This is a genomic window from Halorussus sp. AFM4 (assembly GCF_051194995.1).
GTDB lineage: Archaea > Halobacteriota > Halobacteria > Halobacteriales > Haladaptataceae > Halorussus.
Genome location: NZ_JBNTJT010000004.1, coordinates 216,486 through 235,763 on the forward strand (window position 1 = coordinate 216,486; position 19,278 = coordinate 235,763).

Sequence of the window (19,278 nt, forward strand, 5' to 3'; positions counted from 1 at the left end):
CCGGGGGCGGCAAGTGAATACCGGTTGCGGCGACAGCACCCGCCGCTGCGTGATCGGCGCGCCTCGGTTCTTCGCTCGTACCGAACTTCCGGCCCCCAGAACACCGGAGCCGAAACGGCGGTCGTCTGCCGGTGCTCCCCTACGCCTCGGCTTCCGCCAGCGGTGCGACCGCGATGGTCATCTCGACGCCCTCGACCTCCCAGGACTTGCGGTGGCCGTCCTGGACGTCGCCGACCTCGTCGGCGCGGACCTCCTCGCGGACGAGGTCCATGCGCTCCTCGACCAGGTCGGCCACGCGGTCGTCGGCCACGTCGAGTTCGAGGCGGACCCGCTCCTCGATGTCCAGGTCCATCTCCTTGCGCATCTCCTGGACCCGGCGGATGACCTCGCGGGCGTACCCCTCGCTCTCGATGTCCTCGGTGAGCTCGGTGTCGACGTAGACCACGCCGCGCTGGTCGCCGTCGGTGTCGAACCCGACGCCGGTGACGCCCTCGGGGGTCTCGGTGACGAACTCGACCATCTCGTCGGTCAGGGTGACGTCCTCGCCCAGCCGGTCCTCGACTGCGGTCTCCAGCGCGGCGAGGGTCGGCTCGGCCACGCTGGCGTCGTTGAGCGCCTGCATGACCCGGCCGGCGTCGTCGCCGAACTCGGGGCCGAGCACGCTCATGTCGGCCTCGGCGCTGTACCGGAGCTCGCCCCAGTCGTCGCCGGGCGCGACGACCTCGACGTTGCGGGCGTTGAGCCGGTCGGCCAGCAGGTCGCGGTGGCGCTCGACCGCCTCGACCGTGCGCTCGTCGTCGGCGGTGACCACGACGCGGGTGACCGGCCAGCGGAGCTTGCGCTCGGCCTGCTGGCGGGCGTTCGAGCCGGCCTCCTCGATGGCCCGCAGCAGCTCGACGTCGGTCTCGAGCTGGGCGTCCTCCCAGTACTCGTCGACCTCGGGCCAGTCGAGCATGTGGACCGTGTCGTACCCCTCGTCGCCGGTGAGGGTGCCGTAGATTGTCTCGGTGACGAAGGGGGCGTACGGCGCCAGCAGCGCGACGACCGTGGTCAGCACCTCGTAGAAGGTGGCGTACGCCGCCAGCTTCGAGGCGCTGTCCTCCTCCTCCCACATGCGCTCGCGGACGACCTGGATGTAGAACCGCGAGACGTCCTCGACCACGAACTCCAGCAGCGCGTCGAGCGCGCGGTCCTGGCGGAACTCCTCCCAGTGGTCGGTCATCTCGGCGACGACCGTCTGGAGCCGCGCGAGCACCCACTCGTCGACCAGTTCGAGATCCCCGTCGACGTCGTCGAGGGTGGTCTCGTCGGGATCGAAGTCGTCCAGTCGCATGTACGGCAGCGGGAACCGGAACACGTTCCAGAGGATGTTGAGGTCCCGCTGCATCTCGGCGGTCTCGTCCCACGAGAACCGCATGTCCTCGCCCTGCGGGTTGGCCGAGAGCAGGAACATCCGCATCGGGTCGGTGCCGTGCTTCTCGATGACCTCGTGGGGGTCGACGAGGATGCCCTTGGACTTGGACATCCCGCGGCCGTCGGGCATGTTGGCGTAGCCGTGCATCAGCACCTCCTCGTAGGGGATCTCGCCGACGGCGGCGGTGCCCATGCCGAGCTGGGACCAGAACCACCCGCGGGTCTGGTCGTGGGCCTCCATGATGAGGTCGGCCGGCCACAGCTCCTCGAACCGGCTGTCGTCCTCGGGGTAGTCGAGGGTGCCCCACGAGGCGACCGAGGAGTCGAGCCACACGTCGAAGACGTCCGGGACGCGGGTGTAGGTGGTGCCGTCCTCGGTGATGGTGAGGTCGTCGACGGTCCCCTTGTGGAGGTCCACGCTCTCGGGGTCGACGTCCTGGTCGACGCGCTCGGCCAGCTCCTCGCGGGTGCCGACGACGACGACGTCGTCCATGTCGCCGTCCCAGTCTTCAGGGGTCCAGATCGGAATCGGAATGCCCCAGTAGCGCTGGCGGGAGACGTTCCAGTCGGGCGCGTCCTCGACGAAGTCCCGGAAGCGGTTGTCGCGGGCCCACTCGGGGTGCCACTCGCTGTCCTCGATGTTCTCGAGGAGCTGGTCCTTCACGTCGGTGATGGTGATGAACCACTGGTCGGTGACGATCTGGATGATGCCGGTGCCGCACCGCCAGCAGTGACCGTAGCTGTGGTGGGTCGTGCCCGCCGACAGCATCAGCCCCTTCGCCTCGAGGTCGGCGACGATGTCGTCGTCGGCGTCCTTGACGTACTGGCCGGCGTACTCGCCCGCCCGGTCGTCGTAGACGCCGTCGCCGCCGACCGGACAGAAGATGTCGAGCCCGAGCTCGCGGCCGCGCTCGAAGTCCTCCTCACCGTGGCCCGGTGCGGAGTGGACCAGTCCGGTGCGGTCGACCTCGACGTAGTCGGCGGTGTAGACCTGGAGCGCCCCCTCGCCGGCGGGGTGGTCGGGCACCTCGTCGGCCAGCGGGTGGTCGTACTCCCAGCCGACCATCTCCTCGCCGGTGACCTCGCCCTCGACCTCGTAGTCGTCGTACCGGCCCTTCTTGAGCACCTCCTCGACGCAGCCGTCGGCGAGGTAGAGGACCTCGCCCTCTTCCGGTCCGTCGTCCCTGTAGGCGCGGACCTGCTGGTAGGTCACCTCGCCGTCCACGGCGACGAAGGTGTTGGCGGGGATGGTCCACGGCGTGGTGGTCCAGATGACCAGCGAGCCCTCGCGGTCCCGCAGCGGGAACTTGACGTAGATCGAGGGGTCCTCGACGTCCTCGTACTCGACCTCGTTGTTGGCGATGGCGGTCTCGCACCGGGGACACTGCGAGATGGAGCGCTGGCCCTGCTCGACCAGGCCCTTCTCGTGGGCCTGCTCGAAGCCCCACCAGGCGGCCTCCATGTACTCGGGGTTGACCGTCTTGTAGGGGTTGTCCCAGTCCATCCAGACGCCGAACGACTGGAAGTCCGACTGGAGCCCCTCGAGCTGCTCCTCGGCGAACTCCTTGCACTCCCGGATGAAGTTCTCCTCGCCGAACTCCTCGATGTCCTTCTTGTTCTCGAAGCCCAGGTTCTCCTCGACCCGCGTCTCGATGGGCAGGCCGTGCATGTCGTAGCCCGGCCGGTCGGTCACGTCGTACCCCTGCATCCGGAGGTACCGGATGTAGGCGTCCTTCAGCGTCTTGTTCCACGTCGTCCCCATGTGGGCCGCCCCGGAGGTGTACGGCGGCCCGTCGACGAAGAAGTAGTCCTCGCCGTCGGCGCGGTGCTCCACGGTCTGCTCGTAGGCGTCGACCTCGTCCCAGTAGTCGAACACCCGGTCCTCGACCTCGTGGGGTTCGTACTGGTCGTCTACTTCGCCGAACCTGCTCATACCAGTTGTGTGCTCCTACGGAGTTAAATCGGGTTCGGTTGTGCAGTTGGGGCTGTAACCGGCCGCGGGCAGGGGGCCGCCTCGCAACTGCCGCCACTCCGGTCCCCGTTCGCCGCGGCCGCCGCGTCCGCCGGCGCCACTCCCCGTCGACCCGCCTCGCCGCCGACCCTACGTGTTTTTACTATCAGCGGCCCAAGTCGTTCGCATGAGCGCGACGCCTCGGGACCGCCTCCGGGAGAACGCCACCGGAATCGCGAGCACCGTCGTCACCGGCGTGTGGCTCGCCGCCATGTTCACCGGCCAGGACTGGTGGCTCGCGGCGCTGCTGTTCGGCTACATCGTCGTCGTGCCCGTGGTCGCGATGCTGTTCGGCGACGAGGAGGACCTCGGCGAGTGGTGGGACGGCGAGGCCGGAGACTGGACCCCGGACGACCACCACGCGACCGACGAGGCCGACGAACCGGACAACCGCGACGCGCTGGAGACGCTCCGCGACCGGTACGCCCGCGGGGAGCTCACCGACGAGCAGTTCGAGCGCAAGCTGGAGCGGCTGCTCGACACCGAGTCGCTGGAGGACGTCGAGGACCGGGCGCGCCTCCGCGAGGAGCGGACCGAGTCCTACGAGCGGTCCTCGTGAGGCCGGCGGTGCTTCGCCGGGTTCAGAGCACGTCGTGGAGCCGCCAGAGCATGGCCACCTCGTACGTCGGCGCGACGTCGAGGTCGGGCGCAGACCGGCCCTCGCGACGCACGAGCGCGGCGTCGATGCCGGCGTTGTCGGCCGCCGCGACGTCGACCTCCCGGTCGCCGACGTAGAGCGCCGACTCGGCGCCGAGCGCCGCCATCGCGGCCTCGACGTTGTGCGGGTCGGGCTTGCGGCGTTCGAGCCCCGACGGCGTGAACCGACAGCCCCGCACCGTCTCGAAGTAGCCGACCAGGTCGAACCGCCGCAGGAGGAACGAGAGCACGCGCGGGTGGTTGTCGCTGACGACGCCCAGCGGGCGGTCCAGCTCCCGGACCGCGGCGACGTCGTCGTACAGCGAGCGGAGCCCCGACCGGATCTCGGCCAGCTGGGCCCGGACGCCCTCCCTGGCGGCCTCGGCGCAGAAGGCGTCGCGGTCGATGCCGGCGGCCCGGCAGCGCTCCGTGATGGACGCGACGTTGCCCCGGAGGAAGTCTGCGACCACCCGCTCGGGCGGGGCAGACAGCTCGAACCGTCGCTGGACGCGGCGCATCGCGTCGGTCATGGCCGCCCGGTCGGGCGTCTCCGCGAGGACGCCGTCGCAGTCGAACAGTACCGCGTCGTAGCTCATCCTGATTCGACGGTATCGGGCAAGGACGTAAAACAGTACCTACTGGACGCCGCGCGGCGGAGCGGGCACCGTCACCGTCGGCTCCGCCGCGACGGTGGCCGCGATCCAGCGGCCTCCGCGACCTCGGCAGCCTCAACCTTGATACCCCGTCCGGCCGAAACGACCGGACAGACCCATGAGCGAAGACGACTGCATCTTCTGTCAGATCGTCGACGGCGACATCCCGAGCCGAACCGTCTTCGAGGACGACACCGCGATGGCGTTCCTCGACGCCAACCCGCTGGCGCCGGGCCACACGCTGGTCATCCCGAAGGAGCACTACGAGACCCTGGAGGAGACCCCCGAGGACGTGGCCGCCCACGTGTTCGGCGTGCTCCACCGGCTCAACACCGCGGTCGAGCACGCCGTCGACGCGGACGCGACCACCGTCGCGTTCAACAACGGCGAGGCCGCGGGCCAGGAGGTCCCGCACCTCCACGGCCACATCATCCCGCGGTTCGAGGGCGACGGCGGCCGTCCGATCCACGCCGTCGCGGGCGAGCGCCCGGACCTCTCCGACGAGGAACTCGACGAGATCGCCGAGGAGATCCACAACCAGCGGTAATCGACCGGCGCGGGTCGGTCGAACTGCCCCTCGAACGCGCGTCCTCGGAAGCGCGACGTATCGTCGCGCCGCGGCCTCACTATTTTATACCAGAAACTAACAACGTAGAATCAATGGCTCGCTCTACCGCAACGCTGGTCGGCGCGACCGGCGGCGCAGGCGCGACTCGACTCGCGGTCGAACTCGGCGCGACGCTCGCCAGGGACGGGCGCGAGGCGGCGGTGCTCGACGCCGCGTTCGCGACCGAGGGGCTGGCCCGCCACGTCTCCGGCCGGGTCGACCCCGACCTGACGCAACTCCTGACCGCGGACCGACCGCTCGACGACGGCCTGCGCGAACACCCCGTCACGGCCGACCTCGACGGCCGGCTCGACCTCTGTCCGGTCCACGCGCCCTTCGAGCGGCTGGCCCGCGCAAAGACCGCCGACGCCGCGCGGCGCTTCGAGGCCCTGCTCGACGAGGCGGCCGAGAACTACGACCACGTGCTGGTCGACGCCCCGCCGGTCGCCGCGAACCAGGCCGTCGCCGCCGTCGCGGCCGCCGAGCGGGTCGCGGTGGTCGCGCCCGCCAGCGAGCGCGGCGTGGACGCGGTCCAGCGCGCCCGCGGGCGTATCGCCGACGTGGGCGCGAGCGTCGACGCCGTGATCGCCAACCGGGTCGCGGCCGACGGCGACTGGCTCGACCGCGACGCCGGGGGCGACCCCGACCACCCGGTCCGCAGCGCCGAGGCCGCCGTGCCCGAGAGCGAGGCGACCGGCGCGGCGTCGGTTCCGGCCAGCGCCCCGGACCCCGAACCCGGCTTCGCGCCCGCGGTGGCGCGGGTCGCGGAGGCGGTGCTCGGCGTCGACGTCGGACTGGAGTTCGAGGAACCCGGGCTGCTCGACGTCGAGGCCGACGCGCTGCTGCCGGACGCGCTCTCCTGAACGGGGCCCGCGGCGGCCCCGGCCGGCGAGCGGCCTCAGAGCAGTTCGTCGCGGCCGCTCATCGTCTCCGAGAGCGCGTCGCGCTTGCGGACCGCAGCGTCCGCGTCGCGGGCGAACGCGCCCTCCACGACGTCGCCCGCGCCCGGCAGCGGGTCGTGGGTCTCGACGAACGCCGCCAGCGCGAACTCGGTCTCGGACGCGCCCGCGAGCTCGCGGGCCTCGGTCCGCGAGAGGTCGGCCGACAGCCAGTCCCGCAGCAGGCGGTGGGCCTCGGGCGTCAGCGGCGAGACGCCCTCGCAGCCGAGCAGGTGGAGCGCCTTGGCCGCGGTCACGGGGGCGACCCCGGCCTCGCGGGCGGCGTCGCCGACCGACCGGCCGGCGGTGTGGGCCTCCAGCACCGCGGCGGCAGAGGCGGCGTCGCAGGGGAGGTCGTCGGCGAACTCGGCGAGTCGCTCCCGGAGGTCGGACGGTCCCGCCGCGGTGGCGTCCACCGACGCGACACCGCGGTCGCGCTGCTCGGTGGTGACCTCGAGGCCGTCGGCGATGTCCGAGAGCGCCATGCGAGCAGGTTGTCACGTCACCGACTTAAATTTCACCGTCCGAACGCGGTGACGATACCTCCGCCGCGACCGAAACGTACCGGTAACCGGTAGGCTCTCCGGCGCGCCGCCGGGCGTTTCTCCCCGAACCGACCTTTCTTTAAATATCATCTCGGCCGAAGTTTCGACTGTGATGAGCGAAGCACACGCGGCGCGGAGCTGCCCCGAATGCGACGGACGACTGACTCCCGACGGCGGCGAGACGGTCTGCGAGGAGTGCGGCCTCGTCGTCTCGGAGGACCGCATCGACCGCGGGCCGGACTGGCGGTCGTTCGAGGACGACGACACCCGCGAGAAGCGGACCGGCGCGCCCCTCACCCGGTCGCGCCACGACCGCGGGCTCACCACCGAGATCGGCCACGGTAGCGATCTCAGGCTCACCGGCCGGAAGCGCCGGCGGGTCGCCCGGATGCGCAAGCACCACGAGCGCTCCCGGATCGGGTCGAAGACCGAGCGCAACCAGGTGTACGCGTTCACCGAGATCCGGCGGCTGGTGAGCTCGCTCGACCTCTCGAAGAACGTCCGGGACCGGGCCTGCGTCCTCTTCGAGTCGGCCCAGTCCGAGGACCTGCTCCGGGGCCGGTCGCTGGAGGGGTTCACGGCCGCGGTGGTGTACGCGACCTGCCGGACCGCCTCGGTCTCGCGCACGCTCGACGAGGTGTTGGAAGTGGCCCGCGCGAGCCGGAGCGAGCTCAAGGCCGCCTACGACGCCATGAACCGGGAGCTCGGCCTCTCGACCGGCCCCGTCGACCCCCGCGAGTACCTGCCCCGGTTCGCCAGCAAGCTCGACCTGCCGACCGAGGTCGAGCGCGAGGCGGCCGACCTGGTCGAGCGCGGCCGCGAGGAGAACCTGATCTCGGGCCGGAACCCCGGCGGGTTCGCCGCGGCCTGCCTGTACGCCGCGGCCCGCGGGACCGACCACCGGCTGACCCAGGCGGCGGCCGCCGAGGTGGCCGACGTCACCCCCGTGACGCTCCGGTCGTCGTACCGCGACCTACGGGACTGACGACCGCGCTTCGGTAGCCAGACGCGTCTCCTCTGCGAGCGCCGCGAACCGACGAGCCGCGCTGCTCTCGGGCGCGACCGCGGCCACCGGCGAGCCGTGCCGCCCGGCCCGCCGGACCCGGTCGTCGTCGGGCACCGCCACCACCGGCGCGCCGAGCGCCCGCCGGACCGGCCCGGTCGGCGGTCGGTCGCCCGCCCGGTTGAGCGCGACCGCGGCCAGCCCCGCGTCGAGTTCGCGGGCCAGCTCGCGCGTCCGGACGGCGTCGGCCAGCGCGAACTCCCGTGCCGACGTGACGAGGACGGCCGCCTCGGCCGCGAGCAGCGGCATCCCCGCGTCGGCCGCCATGCCGGCCGGGCAGTCGACGACGACCCGGCCGTAGGCGTCCGCGACCGCCTCGACCGCCGCGACGAGCTCGGTCACGTCGCCGGCCCGCGCCCCGGCGAGCGTCCGGCCGCAGGGCAGCAGGTCGACCGCCCCGTCCTCGCGGACCGTCTCCACCGGGTCGGCTCGCCCGGCCAGGACGTCGTGGAGGTCCGGGCCCCGGCGGGCGGCCAGGTCGGCCATCGCGAGGTCGGCGTCGACGACCACGGCGTCGAGTTCGCCGGCGAGGTTGAGCGCGACGGTGGACTTGCCGACGCCGCCCTTCCCGCCCGCGACCGCCAGTATCACCGCGACCTCCCGGGCCGCCCGACCCCGAGCGCGTCGATGCGCCGGGCCGCGGCCGCGAGCGCGGGCCGGTCCTCCGGAGCCGGTTCTGACGCCGGCGGAGACTCGCTCCCGCGCTCGGCCCGTGTCTCCACGCCCGAGAGCCACGCGTCGACCGCCTCGGGAACGGGCGATTCGGTGTCTCCGGATGCCCGAGCGGCCGACCCGGCTCCCCCGGCGGACCCGCCGGTCGGCACGGCGTCGGCCGGCGGTCGGGGGTCGCCGAGCGACCGGACGACGCCCTCCGGGGTCGCGCCGTCGGCGAAGCCGGCCGCGTCTCGCCCGGTCGCGTCGGCGCCGGCGCGCTCGGTCCAGACGAGTTCGACCGGCGGTTCGGCGGCAGGCGCGCGTGTCGCGTAGCCCAGCGCCAGCCGCCCGTCGGCCGCGACCACGCCCTCGAACCCGCCGTCGTCCCACCCGGCCGCGGGGACGCCCTCCCGGCGCGGCGGCAGGACCGGACCGTCGAGCCGGTTGGCGACCCTGACCCGGCGGGCGGTCGCCGACGGGTTCCGGACGAGCAGTTCCACGAGCGAGACCCCGGACCGCGATTCGACGCGCCAGTCGAGTTCGACCATGGTCGGGGTTCGTCACGTCTTCGGGGATAAAGGTGGGCGCGGCAGTGCCGATCCGCGTCCGCCGGCGCGAGGCGACTCACAGTCGGATTACCGGCCCGTCGAGCCACCGCGCCGCGGCCGCGGCGTCGTCGAAGGCGCCGACGTCCCGGGCCAGCACCACCGGGGCGTCCGTCGCCGCCACCCGGGCGACCGCCAGCGCCGTCTCGGTCGACTCGTCGAGGTCGGCCTCGCTCGGCACGGCCTCGCGGGCGTCGGCGACTGCGTCCCGGAGCCGGTCGGCGAGGTGGTCGCGGGCGGCCCGCCGGAGGTTGTCCGCGCGGTCGGCCAGTCGCAGCCGCTCGCGCCGGCGCTCCCGGACGTCCCGGGCTCGCTCGCGGGCGCGCGACAGGGCCTGCTGGGCCGCGATGCGGTCGGTCTCGACCTCCGAGAGCCGGCGGGTCGCGTCCGCGAGGTCCGATTCGGCCCCGGTGGGGTCGGCGCCCGCGTCCCGGAGCGCCCGCACGCGTCCCCGGAGGCTCGCGACGCGCTCGCGCAGCTCCTCGGTCGCGTCGCTGGTCTCCGCGACCCGGCGCCGGGCCGCCTTCAGGTCGACCGCCGGCGCGTCGAGGTCCGCGAGTCGGTCCTCCACCGCGGCGAGGTCGTCGGCCTGCGGTGCGGCGTGGCCCCGCGAGCGGGCCGCGGCAGCGAGGGCGGCCCGGTCTGCCAGGTCCATCTCGGCCCGGACCACGCCGACGTGGCCGTGGACGGGTCCGGGCGCCGAGCAGTCGACGACGAGCGAGCTTCCGTCGGCGCTCCGGTCGCGGTCCCTGCTCTCGTCGCGGACCGCGGCGGCGACCGCCGCCGGAGTGAGACCGTCGGCGGCCCGGCGGTCGACGCGCCGGAGGTCGACGGCCCGGCCGGTCCGGGTCTCGCCGGCCAGACGCACCTTCATAGCTCGGCGTCGCGCATCGCCTCGGCGTCCGGGTGGTCGGTGTCGACCGCGAACTTGGCGTACGGCGTGCTCGGGCGCTCGCGGTCCTCGTAGGCCGCGGCCGCCTCCCGGACCGCCCTGGGGACGTCCGCGAACTCGTTGAACGGCGCGGTGCGCTCGACCTGGACGTCGCCGCCGTGCTTCGCCCGGAGGCGGAGCGCCAGGAACGCGCCGAGCTCCGTCGCCTCCAGCAGGGCCGCCCGGCCGAGCCGCTGGACGACCGTCTCCTCGTGTCCGTTGCAGACGTTCCGGAGCGTCTGGCGCGCGGCCTGCGAGTACGTGACGACCAGTAGCACGCGAGCAAATTGCTACCCGATGCGATTTAAAATTATCTCCGTCGGTGGGGTGCCGGACTACCGGCTCCGGACCGTCCACTCGCCGTCCTCGAACTCGACCACCGTGTCGAACAGCGAGGTGAGCGTGCTGACCGTCTGCTGGTCGCAGGCGTCGGGGTCGAGGTGGAAGTGGGCGGTCACGTCGGCCGCGTCGAACCGGCCGGTCAGGACGTGGAGGAACTTGTAGGCGGTCTGGAGGTCGGCGTACTGGAGCAGCGCGGTCAGCGAGTCGAAGCAGGCGACCGTCCGCGCGTCCGAGTCCTTCCAGGCCTTGAGGATCTCGCTGAGCTTGATCCCCAGGCCGGTCAGGTCGCCCGGACTCGACAGCGTCTCGACGACGTCGCCCGAGCGCGGCCCGACGTCGCCGCCGACGGTCGCGGCCGCCGACCGGGTCGTCTCGCCGACGCTGACCAGCCGCACGTTCCGCGGGCGGTCACCCGCGCGGTCGAGCCAGTCCTGCATGCACGCGTCGGGCGAGCGGGTGTACGTGACCCACAGCACGTTCTCGTCGTCGGGGGCCTCCAGCGAGAGGAGGTCGTGACACGCCTCGTCGGTCGCCTCGTGGATGGACGGCGCCAGGAGCAGGACGCAGGCTCCCCGCTCGACGTCGTCGGCGAACAGGTCGCTTCCGTCGTGGCCCTCCGTGTGCATCGGTGGTCTCCGTCGTGTCGCGTCGCTCTACCCGTAACCGAGCGGGTCGAATTGGTCGTGTTCCTCTAAGGGAACCTAGTTTATTTATCTTCCCCTCTAAATTAGCTTACGACCGGCTCGTCAGCGAAGTTTTTCCACCTGCAGGGTCGCCCCGTCGACGTCGGCGCGCTCGCCCTCCTCGGCGAGCAGATCGGCCACGCGCTCGCGGGCCTGCGCGGGCGACTCGGCGACGACGACCAGTCCGTCGGCCCGCTCGGTCCCGGAGGCCCGGTAGGCGGCCAGGTCCCCGCTCTCGAACTCGGTGGCGTAGGTCCGGAGCACGGTCAGGACCCGGCGCTCGGTCGCGGCGAGATCGGCCTCGCCCGACTCGAACTCGGCGAGCGCCTCCTCGACGTTCCGGAGGGCGGAGATGCGGTCCATCTCACGTGGTCCGCAGGTGGTCGGTCGAGGGCTCGTACACCTCGCCCTTCTGCTTGAGCTTGTCTATCTCGTGCTCGGCCTTCGACTGCTCCATGCCGATCTCGTCGGCGCGGGCCATCACCTCGTCGACGGGCGCGCCCTCCTCGTACTCGTCCTCGATCTCGGCGATGAGCTGCTTGAGGTTCTTGATGCGGTCGCGCTGGGACTTCGAGGTGCCGGTCTCGACCACGTCGGCGTCGAACTGGCCGGTCTCGGGGTCGACGCCGATGTCCTGGAGGCACGACCGGGTGATCTCGACCGCGCGCTCGGCGTCCTCGACCTCGACCTCGTCGGAGAGCCGGACCCGGGCGCTGGCCTCCGCGAGCCGGACCAGCGCCTCGAGCTGGCGGGCGGTGACCGGCACCGGCGCGTCCTCGTCGACGCCCTTCGACCGGAGGTCGACGTAGAAGTCCTCGATGGTCGCCATCGCCTCGTCGGTCATCGTCGGGAAGCAGTTGCGCTTGGCGTAGGCGATGTACTTCCGGAGGAGGTCGGCGTCGATGGCGGGCGCGACCTCCTGGGTCTGGCTCCGGACCTCCTCCTCGGAGATGTTGGGCGCGCTCATCTCGGTGCGCTGGGTGTTGAGCTGGCCCGCGTAGTTGGTCTGGATGATGTGCTCGGCCAGCCGGCGGTCGTGCTCCTCGTCGGGCTGGTCGGTGACCGTGAAGATGAGGTCGAACCGCGAGATGAGCGCGGGCTCGAGGTCGATCTGCTCGCCGATAGGCTCGTACTGGTCGAACCGGCCGTACTTGGGGTTGGCCGCGCCCAGCAGCGAGCACCGCGACTTGAGCGTGGCGTTGATGCCGGCCTTCGACACCGAGATCTTCTGCTGCTCGAGCCCCTCGTGCATCGCCGACCGGTCGTCGGGGGCCATCTTGTCGAGCTCGTCGACCGCCGCGATGCCCTTGTCCGCCAGCACCAGCGCGCCGGCCTCGAGCGTCCACTGCTGGCCGTCGCCGAAGTCGTCCCGGACCGCGGCCGCGGTGAGACCGGCGCTCGACGAACCCTTCCCGGAGGTGTAGACCGAGCGCGGGGCGATGTTCTGGACGTAGGAGATCATCTGGCTCTTTCCCGTACCAGGGTCCCCGATCAACAACATATGAAGGTCGCCGCGAATCCGCGACTCGTCCGGCAGGTGCTTGGTCACGCCAGAGAACAACTGGAGGATCATCGCCATCTTCTCCTCCTCGTAGCCGTAGATGGCCGGCGCCATCGAGTCGACCATCTGCTCGTAGATGTCGTCCTCGTTCGAGAGCTCGACGATCTCCTTCTTGTCCTCGTCGGTGATGTCCATGTCCTCGAACTCCTCGTCCTCGATGGTCACCGAGACGCCGTCCATGTACACGTCGAAGACCGCCGACTTGTCCTGGCCGCTGCCCTGCTGTTCGAGGTGGAGGATGCCGGTGACCTTCACGTGGTCGCCGGGCGACACCTCGCCCGTGATGTCGTCCTCGATGTGGACGTCGAGGCTTTGGGGCGTCTCGCCGCCCCGCAGCCCCTCGGGGCTCTCCTGGACCCGGAGCTTCTGGGAGTCGACGAACTCCGACTGGTCGAAGTTGATCTGGAACGGGCCCTGGCGCTCGCAGCCCTGGCACTCGTGGGGCTCCTGGAAGTCGCCGCCGCTCTGGGGGATGTAGGTCAGCGTGCCGCAGCGCTGGCACTCGAAGGCCGCCTCCTGTATCTTCGGGCGGACGTTGGTCGCCTTCCGGACGATGCCCTGGACGCTGACCAGCGTGTTGACGTGCCGCGCCCGGATGTCGCGGATGTCGGTGATCTGGTCCAGGTTCTCGATCCGGACGTGGGCCTGCCCGAGGCTCACGTCCACCGGGAGGTCGTACAGCCGCAGCGCCTCCTCGGCGTACTCCCGAAGCTGTTCGGGCTGCGAGATGAAGTCGTCGGCGAGGTCCGCGTCGTACCGATAGAGGTCCGTCCAGTCGACGTACAGCGACCGCTGCTCGTTGGGGTAGTTCTGGGCGAGCTCCCCGATCTCGTCGCTGTAGTACCGCCGGTAGAACTGCTCGAAGTTGTCGATCAGCTCCGTGTTCTCCGCACGAGCCATTCATACAGCCTTCGTGCCTCACCCGGTAAGAAGTTTCGTAAACGGACCGAAAGTGAAAGTGACCGCCGGCGAGTGGACCGGGGGAGAACGTGTTCCAGGACTATCATCTCTCCTCCGAGGAGCCGGCCGCGAGCGCCGCCTCAGTCGTCGCCCAGCAGTCGGCGGCCCGCCGCGACAGCACCGCCACCCAGCAGCGCGCCCAGCCCGACGGCGTCCGCGTCGGGGGGCACTCGCTCGTCGACGGCCCTCGCCAGCTCCGACGCCCGGGACCCGCCGACCGCCGTCACTCCGGCCCCACCGAGGGCCGCGAGGAACGTCCGTCTGGAGGGCATGGCCGACGGGTTTCTCGGCGTCTGGTAAGGTCCTTGTCGTTTCGCGCCTGCCGCTCCTGTCAGCGTCCGCCCACTGGCCCTAAGGAAACGCCAGTCGTGTAATCGGCCCGGAGAGTTAACCATGGCACGAGACACTCAGAGCCGCTGGGGCGGTCGTCGGAGCCAGCGGCAGTACCAGCACGAGGAGATGGCAGACAGGGAGCACGGGACCCGCGACACCTCGGACGGCCGCGACAGGCCGCGCGGGGCCGGCCCGGAGGGGACCAGCCAGCACCACGAGTCCCACCAGCACCAGGAGGTCGGGCACGGTCACGCCCAGCACGCGGACGCCGGCCGGGGCTCCGAGCAGGATCGCCGGGGCGGCCAGTCGGGCCAGCGACGGTACGGGCAGCGCCGCCAGCAACAGGGAGGCCAGCAGCACGGCGGTCGCGACCGGGACGGTCAGCACCAAACTGGTCAGCATCGGGGCAGCCAGCACCAGGGCGGCCAGCACCGGACCGACGAGCACCGGACCGACCGGCGACGGCCGCATCCGGACCAGACCGGACGCCAGCAGGACGACCGCCGACCCCAGCGTGGCAGTACGGACACGCGCCAACTCGGGGAGGACGAGCACATGAACCGGCGATACGGCCGCGGCGGCGAGTCCGGCGGGCGGGGCGAGCAGGGCGGCGAGCGGCACCACCATCACCACCATCATCACCATCACCACGGCCAGCAGGGCCGGGAGGATCGCCGGGACCAGCAGAACAGGCAGAACCAGCGCTGAACCGACGCGGCGCTCGCGGATTGCGTCGGCAGGATGGGACCGCCCGGATTCGAACCGGGGTTATCGGCACCCAAGGCCGAAAGGATACCAAGCTACCCCACGGTCCCGCACCAGACAGTAGCGCGGGAGTGACTGTAAAGCGTTTCGTTTGGGGCGGCGAACCGCCCGACCGCTCGCCAACACGACCGCGGTCCGACGGACTCGCCAGCCTCACGGCGACGGGTACACGCCCCAGAGGGCCGCGATGCCCGCGGTCGTGACGACGGCGAACAGGATCTGGAGCGGCGCGCCGACCCTGATGTAGTCGGTGAACTTGTAGCCGCCGGGACCGTAGACGAACAGGTTGGTCTGGTAGCCGACCGGCGTCATGAACGCCGTGGAGGCCGCGAACGTGACCGCCAGCACGAACGAGAAGGCGTTGGCGCCGAGCTGGGCGGCCGCCTCGGCCGCGACCGGGATCATCAGCACGACGCTGGCGTTGTTACTCACGATGTTGGTCAGCACGGCCGTCACGACGTAAAACAGCCCGAGCACCGCGATGGCCGGCAGGAGGTCGGCCGACGCCACGAGCAGGTCGGCGATCAGGTCGGCCGCGCCGGTCTCCTCCATCGCGATGCCCAGCGGGATGACGCCCGCCAGCAGGAAGATGACGTCCCACTCGACGGCCTCGTACACCTCCGCCGGTTCGAGGACGCCCGTCACGACCATCACCAGCGCGCCGGCGAGCGCCGACACCATGATCGGGAGCGCGTCGAGCGCGGCCACCCCGACCACGGCCGCGACGATGCCGACGGCGAGCGGGATCTTCGACTCGCGGTAGTCGGGGCGCTCGATCTCCTGGGCCACGATGAAGTCGCGGTTGGCGTTGAGCCGGCCGATGCTGTCGGGGGTCGCGTAGACCAGCAGCGTGTCGCCGACCTGGAGCTCGGCGTGGTCCATCCGCTTGCGGATGTACTCCGGGCCGCGCCGGAGCGCCAGCACCGTCGCGTCGTAGCGGTCCCGGAAGTTGGCGGAGGCGAGCGTCTCGCCGACCAGCGACGACCGGGGCGCGACCACCACCTCCACGAGGTTGCGGTCCCGGTCGGCGGTCTCTAACTCCTCCTCGGTCACGTCGGCGTTCGGCACCAGCGCCAGCCCCTCGGCGTCGATGAGGTCGAGCAGCGTGTCGCGGTCGGTCCGGACCGCGAAGATGTCGTCGGCCTGGATCTGCTTCGGACCGAGGGGTTCGGCGAACGTCTTGCCGCCCCGGACGAGCTGGACCAGGTCGACGTCGAGATCGGTCGCCGCGAGAGCGTCCGCCACGGTCTGACCGACCAGCGGCGAGTCGGCCTCCACGACCACCTCGGTCAGGTACTCCTCCAGCTCGAACTCCTCGGTGAGGTCGTCCTCGGGCGGGATGCGCGCCGGGGTGAGCCACCGGCCGACCGTCATCAGGTACGCCGCGCCGACCACCGAGACGATGACGCCGAGCGCGGTGAACTCGAACATCGAGAAGGCGTGGAGCTCCGGGAACGCCTCCGGGTTCTCGGCGCCGAGCCGGGCCGCCAGGTCGCTGGCCAGGATGTTGGTCGAGGTCCCGATGAGGGTGAGCGTCCCGCCGAACATCGAGGCGTACGACAGGGGCAACAGCAGTTTGGAGGGGGAGGTCTTGCCCTCGTGGGCCAGGTCGGTCACCATCGGCATCAGGATGGCGACCGCCGCGGTGTTGTTGATGAACCCCGAGATGGAGCCGACGACGCCGACGGTCGCGCCGAGCTGGCGGGTCTCGTCGTCCTTCGTGAACGCCGCGATCTTCCGGCCGAGGATCTGGACCGCGCCGGTCCGCTGGACGCCGTAGCTCAGGATGAACATCGCCAGCACGGTGATGGTCGCCGAACTCGCGAACCCCGAGACGCCCTCGGCGGGCGACACCCCGGTCCACGGTTCGAGCACCATCAGCGTCACCATGATGCCGATGGCGGTGATGTCGATCGGGACGGGTTCGGTGGCGAACAGCGCCAGCGCCGCGAGCACGACGAGGAAGACGACCGCTATCTCCGGCGTCAGCGAGAGTACCACGTCCGGTTACGAGTCGGGCCGGGGGCAAAAAGGATGTGAATGCGGCACTGCGTCAGCGCGACGCCCGTTCTGCGACCGCCGGTCCCGGGCTCACTCCCGGCCCCACACCGTGACGCGGCCGTCGCCAGCGATCGTCACCAGCAGCCCGTCGATGGTGAACTCGAACCGCCACCGGCCGTCGCGCGACCGGCGCTCGAACAGCGCGTCGAGCGCCTCGAGGTCCACCGCCCGGTACAGCTCGAAGTCGGCGTTGGTCGGCTCCACCCCTTCGGCCGCGGCGACCGCGTCGATGACCGTCTCGCTGAGCGATGCGTCACCGGTGTCGTCGTGGAGGGTCTCGTGGATCGGTTTCCGGCCCTGGTAGGACGGATTGCCGTCTGCTGTGGCCATCGACAGGGAGTTCGGCCTTTCCGACCATTAATGCCCGTCAGACGGTCGTCAGACGGCGGGGCCCGGGCTGCTCGACCGACGTGCCGCCGAGAGAACGCGGGCCTCAGTCCTCCTCGCCGTGGAGCTCAAGTTCGGCCACGATCTCGTAGGGATGCCTGTCCTTCCGGACCCCGTCGAGGATCTTGAACGCCTCGTCGGGCGCGAGGAAGTGGGTGGTGACGACCCGGCCGAGGTCGGTCGGCTCCAGTCCGTCGATGAAGTCGTACTCCAGCAGCCGGCCGAGCGCGTGCTTGGTCGGGATCTCGCCGATCATCCGGTCGTTGAGCGACTTGGCCCGGCCGCCCGCGACCGTGATGTTGGCCAGCGTCTCCTCGACCGCGGCGCTCTCGTCGTACAGCGTCCGGACGTCCTCCATCTCGCCCTTCAGCAGCTTGAACGCCACCTCGTCCTCGGTCATCTCCATGCTGTTGTGGTAGGCGGCGTCGGGCTCGACCAGCACGTACACCTTCCCGCGGTCGTGGTAGTCGGGCCGGCCCGCCCGGCCCAGCATCTGGTGGAACTCCTGGACCGAGAGCCACTCGATGCCCATCGCGAGCCGGTCGAACACGACCTGCGAGGCCGGGAAGTCGACCCCGGCCGCGAGCGCCGCGGTCGTCACCACGGCCGCGAGGTCCTGGTTCGCGAACATCCGCTCGACCTTCTTCCGGCGGCCGTAGTCGAGGCCGGCGTGGTACGGCGCCGAGCTGTACTCCAGCCGGCGGGAGATCTCGTGGCACCGCCGCCGGGAGTTGGTGAAGATGATGGTCTGGCCCCGGTAGCCCTGCGAGGACTTGCTGTCGTACTCCCGCTTCACCAGCTTGTTCTCGATGTCGGGCTTCTCCTGGCCGTCGGCGAAGGTGACGTGGCGCTCGAGGGGGACCGGCCGCTCCTCGAACTCGACGAGGTTCGCCTCCAGCGACTTCGCGAGGTCGCCTGGGTTGCCGACGGTCGCCGAGAGGTACACCCACTGGGCGCCGCCGTAGTCCTCGCGGCGCCGCTCGCGCTGCTCGGCGTAGTGCTTGAGCCGCGCGATCAGGCCGTCGAGGCGGTGGCCCCGCTCCTGCTCCTTGAGGGTGTGGACCTCGTCGATGACGACGGTCCCGATGTCGCCGAGGTCGCGGCCGGTCCGGAGCGCGTGGTCGATGCCCTCGTAGGTGCCGACGATGACGTCGGCGTTCGGGTCGAAGGCGTGGCCGTCGTCCCGGACCCGGCTCGCGCCCACCCGGATGGTCACGTCCACGAGGTCGCCGTACTCCTCCTCGAAGTCCTCGTGCTTCTGGTTGGCCAGCGCGACCAGCGGGACCAGAAAGAGCATCTTGCCCTGCCCGTTGAGCACCCGGTCGATGCCGGTCATCTCGCCGACCAGGGTCTTGCCGGTCGCGGTGGCGCTGACCACCAGCTGGTCCTCGCCGTCGAGCAGCCCGTTCTCGACCGCGAGGCTCTGGACCGGCAGCAGTTCCTCGAACCGGTCCTCCAGCAGGTTCTGGATGCCGGGGTGGAGGTCGAGCGAGTCGACCCGGACGTTCTCGACGTCTTCGACGTTCGCGCTGATCTCGTCGAACTTGGTGAGGTCGGGGTCGAGCCGCCCCTTCAGCAGGTTGGTGATGCGCTCCAGGTCCTGGACCTCCAGCAGGAGGTCCTCGAGCCGGTCCTGGGCCTCGCGGGTCATGTCGCCCTGGAACGAGAGCTGGCGCTCCAGCTCCTCCTTGGCGCAGTCGGGGCAGATGTACTCGTCGCCCGTGTCCACGGCCGTCTCGCTCGTGATGGGCGAGTACTTCCCGCTCGACGCGCAGAACCGGCAGGTGCGGACGGCCTTGGCGTCGAGCTGGTAGCCGTCGAGCATCTCCAGCAGCTCCTCGCGGCCCTCGGGCGAGGTCTGCTCGGAGATGCGGATGCGGTCGGCTCGGCGCGCGATCTCGACGAACTGGTCGGGGTCGCGCGGCTCCTCGCTGGTCCCGCGCTTGACGCGGAACCTGCCGGGCCGGGGCCCGGCGCTGGTCTCCTTGAGTTCGAGTTTCGCCTGGAAGACGCGCTCGCCGTCGCGGTTCACCACGGCGGTGTAGTGACCCGACGACTCGTGGAGGAACAGCGCGTCCACCTGGGGGACCTGCTTCGACACGTTCCCCGGTAGTAGCTCGCGGTATTTGA

19 protein-coding genes and 1 tRNA gene are annotated in these 19,278 nt (G+C 71.1%); 5 read left to right on the plus strand and 15 right to left on the minus strand.

Annotated features, from left to right (window positions below; translation table 11 throughout):
* Positions 1 to 139: 139 nt before the first annotated feature.
* A complete protein-coding gene (gene ileS / locus ACQUQF_RS18435; RefSeq protein ID WP_435180597.1) occupies positions 140 to 3,346 on the minus strand; it encodes an isoleucine--tRNA ligase in 3,207 nt (1,068 codons plus the stop codon).
* 205 nt (positions 3,347 to 3,551) lie between these two features.
* On the opposite strand from ileS, the gene ACQUQF_RS18440 reads away from it, so the two are divergent.
* Positions 3,552 to 3,983 (plus strand): SHOCT domain-containing protein, encoded by a 432-nt coding sequence (locus ACQUQF_RS18440; protein WP_435180598.1) that lies wholly within the window; start codon positions 3,552 to 3,554, stop codon positions 3,981 to 3,983.
* 22 nt (positions 3,984 to 4,005) lie between these two features.
* Here ACQUQF_RS18440 and ACQUQF_RS18445 read toward each other — a convergent pair whose 3' ends face one another.
* Entirely contained in the window at positions 4,006 to 4,656 is a 651-nt protein-coding gene (locus ACQUQF_RS18445; protein ID WP_435180599.1) for an HAD family hydrolase, read from the minus strand.
* 175 nt (positions 4,657 to 4,831) lie between these two features.
* On the opposite strand from ACQUQF_RS18445, the gene ACQUQF_RS18450 reads away from it, so the two are divergent.
* The gene (locus ACQUQF_RS18450; RefSeq protein ID WP_435180600.1) at positions 4,832 to 5,260 is read left to right on the plus strand and encodes an HIT family protein; all 429 of its coding nucleotides are present in this window, start codon (positions 4,832 to 4,834) and stop codon (positions 5,258 to 5,260) included.
* A gap of 113 nt (positions 5,261 to 5,373) precedes the next feature.
* Positions 5,374 to 6,183 (plus strand): ParA family protein, encoded by an 810-nt coding sequence (locus ACQUQF_RS18455; RefSeq protein ID WP_435180601.1) that lies wholly within the window; start codon positions 5,374 to 5,376, stop codon positions 6,181 to 6,183.
* A gap of 35 nt (positions 6,184 to 6,218) precedes the next feature.
* Here the strand turns inward: ACQUQF_RS18455 and ACQUQF_RS18460 are convergent, their stop codons facing one another.
* A complete protein-coding gene (locus ACQUQF_RS18460; RefSeq protein ID WP_435180602.1) occupies positions 6,219 to 6,743 on the minus strand; it encodes a hypothetical protein in 525 nt (174 codons plus the stop codon).
* Positions 6,744 to 6,915: 172 nt separating this feature from the next.
* On the opposite strand from ACQUQF_RS18460, the gene ACQUQF_RS18465 reads away from it, so the two are divergent.
* Positions 6,916 to 7,788, plus strand: a complete 873-nt coding sequence (locus ACQUQF_RS18465) for a transcription initiation factor IIB (protein WP_435180603.1) — start codon at positions 6,916 to 6,918, stop codon at positions 7,786 to 7,788.
* Here ACQUQF_RS18465 and ACQUQF_RS18470 read toward each other — a convergent pair.
* The 8 genes from ACQUQF_RS18470 to ACQUQF_RS18505 form a co-directional block, all read right to left on the minus strand.
* A complete protein-coding gene (locus tag ACQUQF_RS18470; RefSeq protein WP_435180604.1) occupies positions 7,777 to 8,457 on the minus strand; it encodes a MinD/ParA family ATP-binding protein in 681 nt (226 codons plus the stop codon). The two genes, ACQUQF_RS18465 and ACQUQF_RS18470, sit on opposite strands and share 12 nt — an antisense overlap.
* Positions 8,454 to 9,068: a hypothetical protein gene (locus tag ACQUQF_RS18475; RefSeq protein WP_435180605.1), complete on the minus strand. Its 615-nt coding sequence runs from the start codon at positions 9,066 to 9,068 to the stop codon at positions 8,454 to 8,456. The genes ACQUQF_RS18470 and ACQUQF_RS18475 overlap by 4 nt, the downstream gene beginning before the upstream one ends.
* A 76-nt stretch (positions 9,069 to 9,144) precedes the next feature.
* Positions 9,145 to 9,999, minus strand: a complete 855-nt coding sequence (locus ACQUQF_RS18480) for a hypothetical protein (RefSeq protein ID WP_435180606.1) — start codon at positions 9,997 to 9,999, stop codon at positions 9,145 to 9,147.
* Positions 9,996 to 10,334, minus strand: coding sequence for a hypothetical protein (locus ACQUQF_RS18485; protein ID WP_435180607.1), 339 nt, complete (start codon positions 10,332 to 10,334; stop codon positions 9,996 to 9,998). The genes ACQUQF_RS18480 and ACQUQF_RS18485 overlap by 4 nt, the downstream gene beginning before the upstream one ends.
* Positions 10,335 to 10,391: 57 nt before the next feature.
* Positions 10,392 to 11,024, minus strand: coding sequence for a DUF7504 family protein (locus tag ACQUQF_RS18490; protein ID WP_435180608.1), 633 nt, complete (start codon positions 11,022 to 11,024; stop codon positions 10,392 to 10,394).
* A 120-nt stretch (positions 11,025 to 11,144) separates the two neighbouring features.
* Positions 11,145 to 11,444: a hypothetical protein gene (locus ACQUQF_RS18495; RefSeq protein WP_435180609.1), complete on the minus strand. Its 300-nt coding sequence runs from the start codon at positions 11,442 to 11,444 to the stop codon at positions 11,145 to 11,147.
* Position 11,445: 1 nt separating this feature from the next.
* Positions 11,446 to 13,542 (minus strand): minichromosome maintenance protein MCM, encoded by a 2,097-nt coding sequence (locus ACQUQF_RS18500; RefSeq protein WP_435180610.1) that lies wholly within the window; start codon positions 13,540 to 13,542, stop codon positions 11,446 to 11,448.
* A gap of 140 nt (positions 13,543 to 13,682) precedes the next feature.
* Positions 13,683 to 13,874, minus strand: coding sequence for a twin-arginine translocation signal domain-containing protein (locus ACQUQF_RS18505; protein WP_435180611.1), 192 nt, complete (start codon positions 13,872 to 13,874; stop codon positions 13,683 to 13,685).
* Between the two features lie 121 nt (positions 13,875 to 13,995).
* Between ACQUQF_RS18505 and ACQUQF_RS18510 the strand changes: the two genes are divergently transcribed.
* A complete protein-coding gene (locus tag ACQUQF_RS18510; RefSeq protein WP_435180612.1) occupies positions 13,996 to 14,643 on the plus strand; it encodes a hypothetical protein in 648 nt (215 codons plus the stop codon).
* Positions 14,644 to 14,677: 34 nt separating this feature from the next.
* Here the strand turns inward: ACQUQF_RS18510 and ACQUQF_RS18515 are convergent.
* From ACQUQF_RS18515 to ACQUQF_RS18530, 4 genes are all read right to left on the minus strand, one after another.
* A tRNA-Pro gene (locus tag ACQUQF_RS18515) sits at positions 14,678 to 14,750 on the minus strand.
* 103 nt (positions 14,751 to 14,853) lie between these two features.
* Complete coding sequence (locus ACQUQF_RS18520; RefSeq protein WP_435180613.1) at positions 14,854 to 16,701, minus strand: SLC13 family permease; 1,848 nt, start codon at positions 16,699 to 16,701, stop codon at positions 14,854 to 14,856.
* A 90-nt stretch (positions 16,702 to 16,791) separates the two neighbouring features.
* Positions 16,792 to 17,091 (minus strand): HalOD1 output domain-containing protein, encoded by a 300-nt coding sequence (locus tag ACQUQF_RS18525; protein ID WP_435180614.1) that lies wholly within the window; start codon positions 17,089 to 17,091, stop codon positions 16,792 to 16,794.
* A 103-nt stretch (positions 17,092 to 17,194) separates the two neighbouring features.
* Positions 17,195 to 19,249, minus strand: coding sequence for a DEAD/DEAH box helicase (locus ACQUQF_RS18530; protein WP_435180615.1), 2,055 nt, complete (start codon positions 19,247 to 19,249; stop codon positions 17,195 to 17,197).
* Between the last annotated feature and the right edge of the window lie 29 nt (positions 19,250 to 19,278).

Coding starts and splice junctions, on each gene's coding strand:
- ileS (WP_435180597.1), bottom strand. CDS start 3,346: ATGAGCAGGTTCGGCGAAGTAGACGACCAGTACGAACCCCACGAGGTC.
- ACQUQF_RS18440 (WP_435180598.1), top strand. CDS start 3,552: ATGAGCGCGACGCCTCGGGACCGCCTCCGGGAGAACGCCACCGGAATC.
- ACQUQF_RS18445 (WP_435180599.1), bottom strand. CDS start 4,656: ATGAGCTACGACGCGGTACTGTTCGACTGCGACGGCGTCCTCGCGGAG.
- ACQUQF_RS18450 (WP_435180600.1), top strand. CDS start 4,832: ATGAGCGAAGACGACTGCATCTTCTGTCAGATCGTCGACGGCGACATC.
- ACQUQF_RS18455 (WP_435180601.1), top strand. CDS start 5,374: ATGGCTCGCTCTACCGCAACGCTGGTCGGCGCGACCGGCGGCGCAGGC.
- ACQUQF_RS18460 (WP_435180602.1), bottom strand. CDS start 6,743: ATGGCGCTCTCGGACATCGCCGACGGCCTCGAGGTCACCACCGAGCAG.
- ACQUQF_RS18465 (WP_435180603.1), top strand. CDS start 6,916: ATGAGCGAAGCACACGCGGCGCGGAGCTGCCCCGAATGCGACGGACGA.
- ACQUQF_RS18475 (WP_435180605.1), bottom strand. CDS start 9,068: ATGGTCGAACTCGACTGGCGCGTCGAATCGCGGTCCGGGGTCTCGCTC.
- ACQUQF_RS18480 (WP_435180606.1), bottom strand. CDS start 9,999: ATGAAGGTGCGTCTGGCCGGCGAGACCCGGACCGGCCGGGCCGTCGAC.
- ACQUQF_RS18490 (WP_435180608.1), bottom strand. CDS start 11,024: ATGCACACGGAGGGCCACGACGGAAGCGACCTGTTCGCCGACGACGTC.
- ACQUQF_RS18495 (WP_435180609.1), bottom strand. CDS start 11,444: ATGGACCGCATCTCCGCCCTCCGGAACGTCGAGGAGGCGCTCGCCGAG.
- ACQUQF_RS18500 (WP_435180610.1), bottom strand. CDS start 13,542: ATGGCTCGTGCGGAGAACACGGAGCTGATCGACAACTTCGAGCAGTTC.
- ACQUQF_RS18505 (WP_435180611.1), bottom strand. CDS start 13,874: ATGCCCTCCAGACGGACGTTCCTCGCGGCCCTCGGTGGGGCCGGAGTG.
- ACQUQF_RS18510 (WP_435180612.1), top strand. CDS start 13,996: ATGGCACGAGACACTCAGAGCCGCTGGGGCGGTCGTCGGAGCCAGCGG.
- ACQUQF_RS18525 (WP_435180614.1), bottom strand. CDS start 17,091: ATGGCCACAGCAGACGGCAATCCGTCCTACCAGGGCCGGAAACCGATC.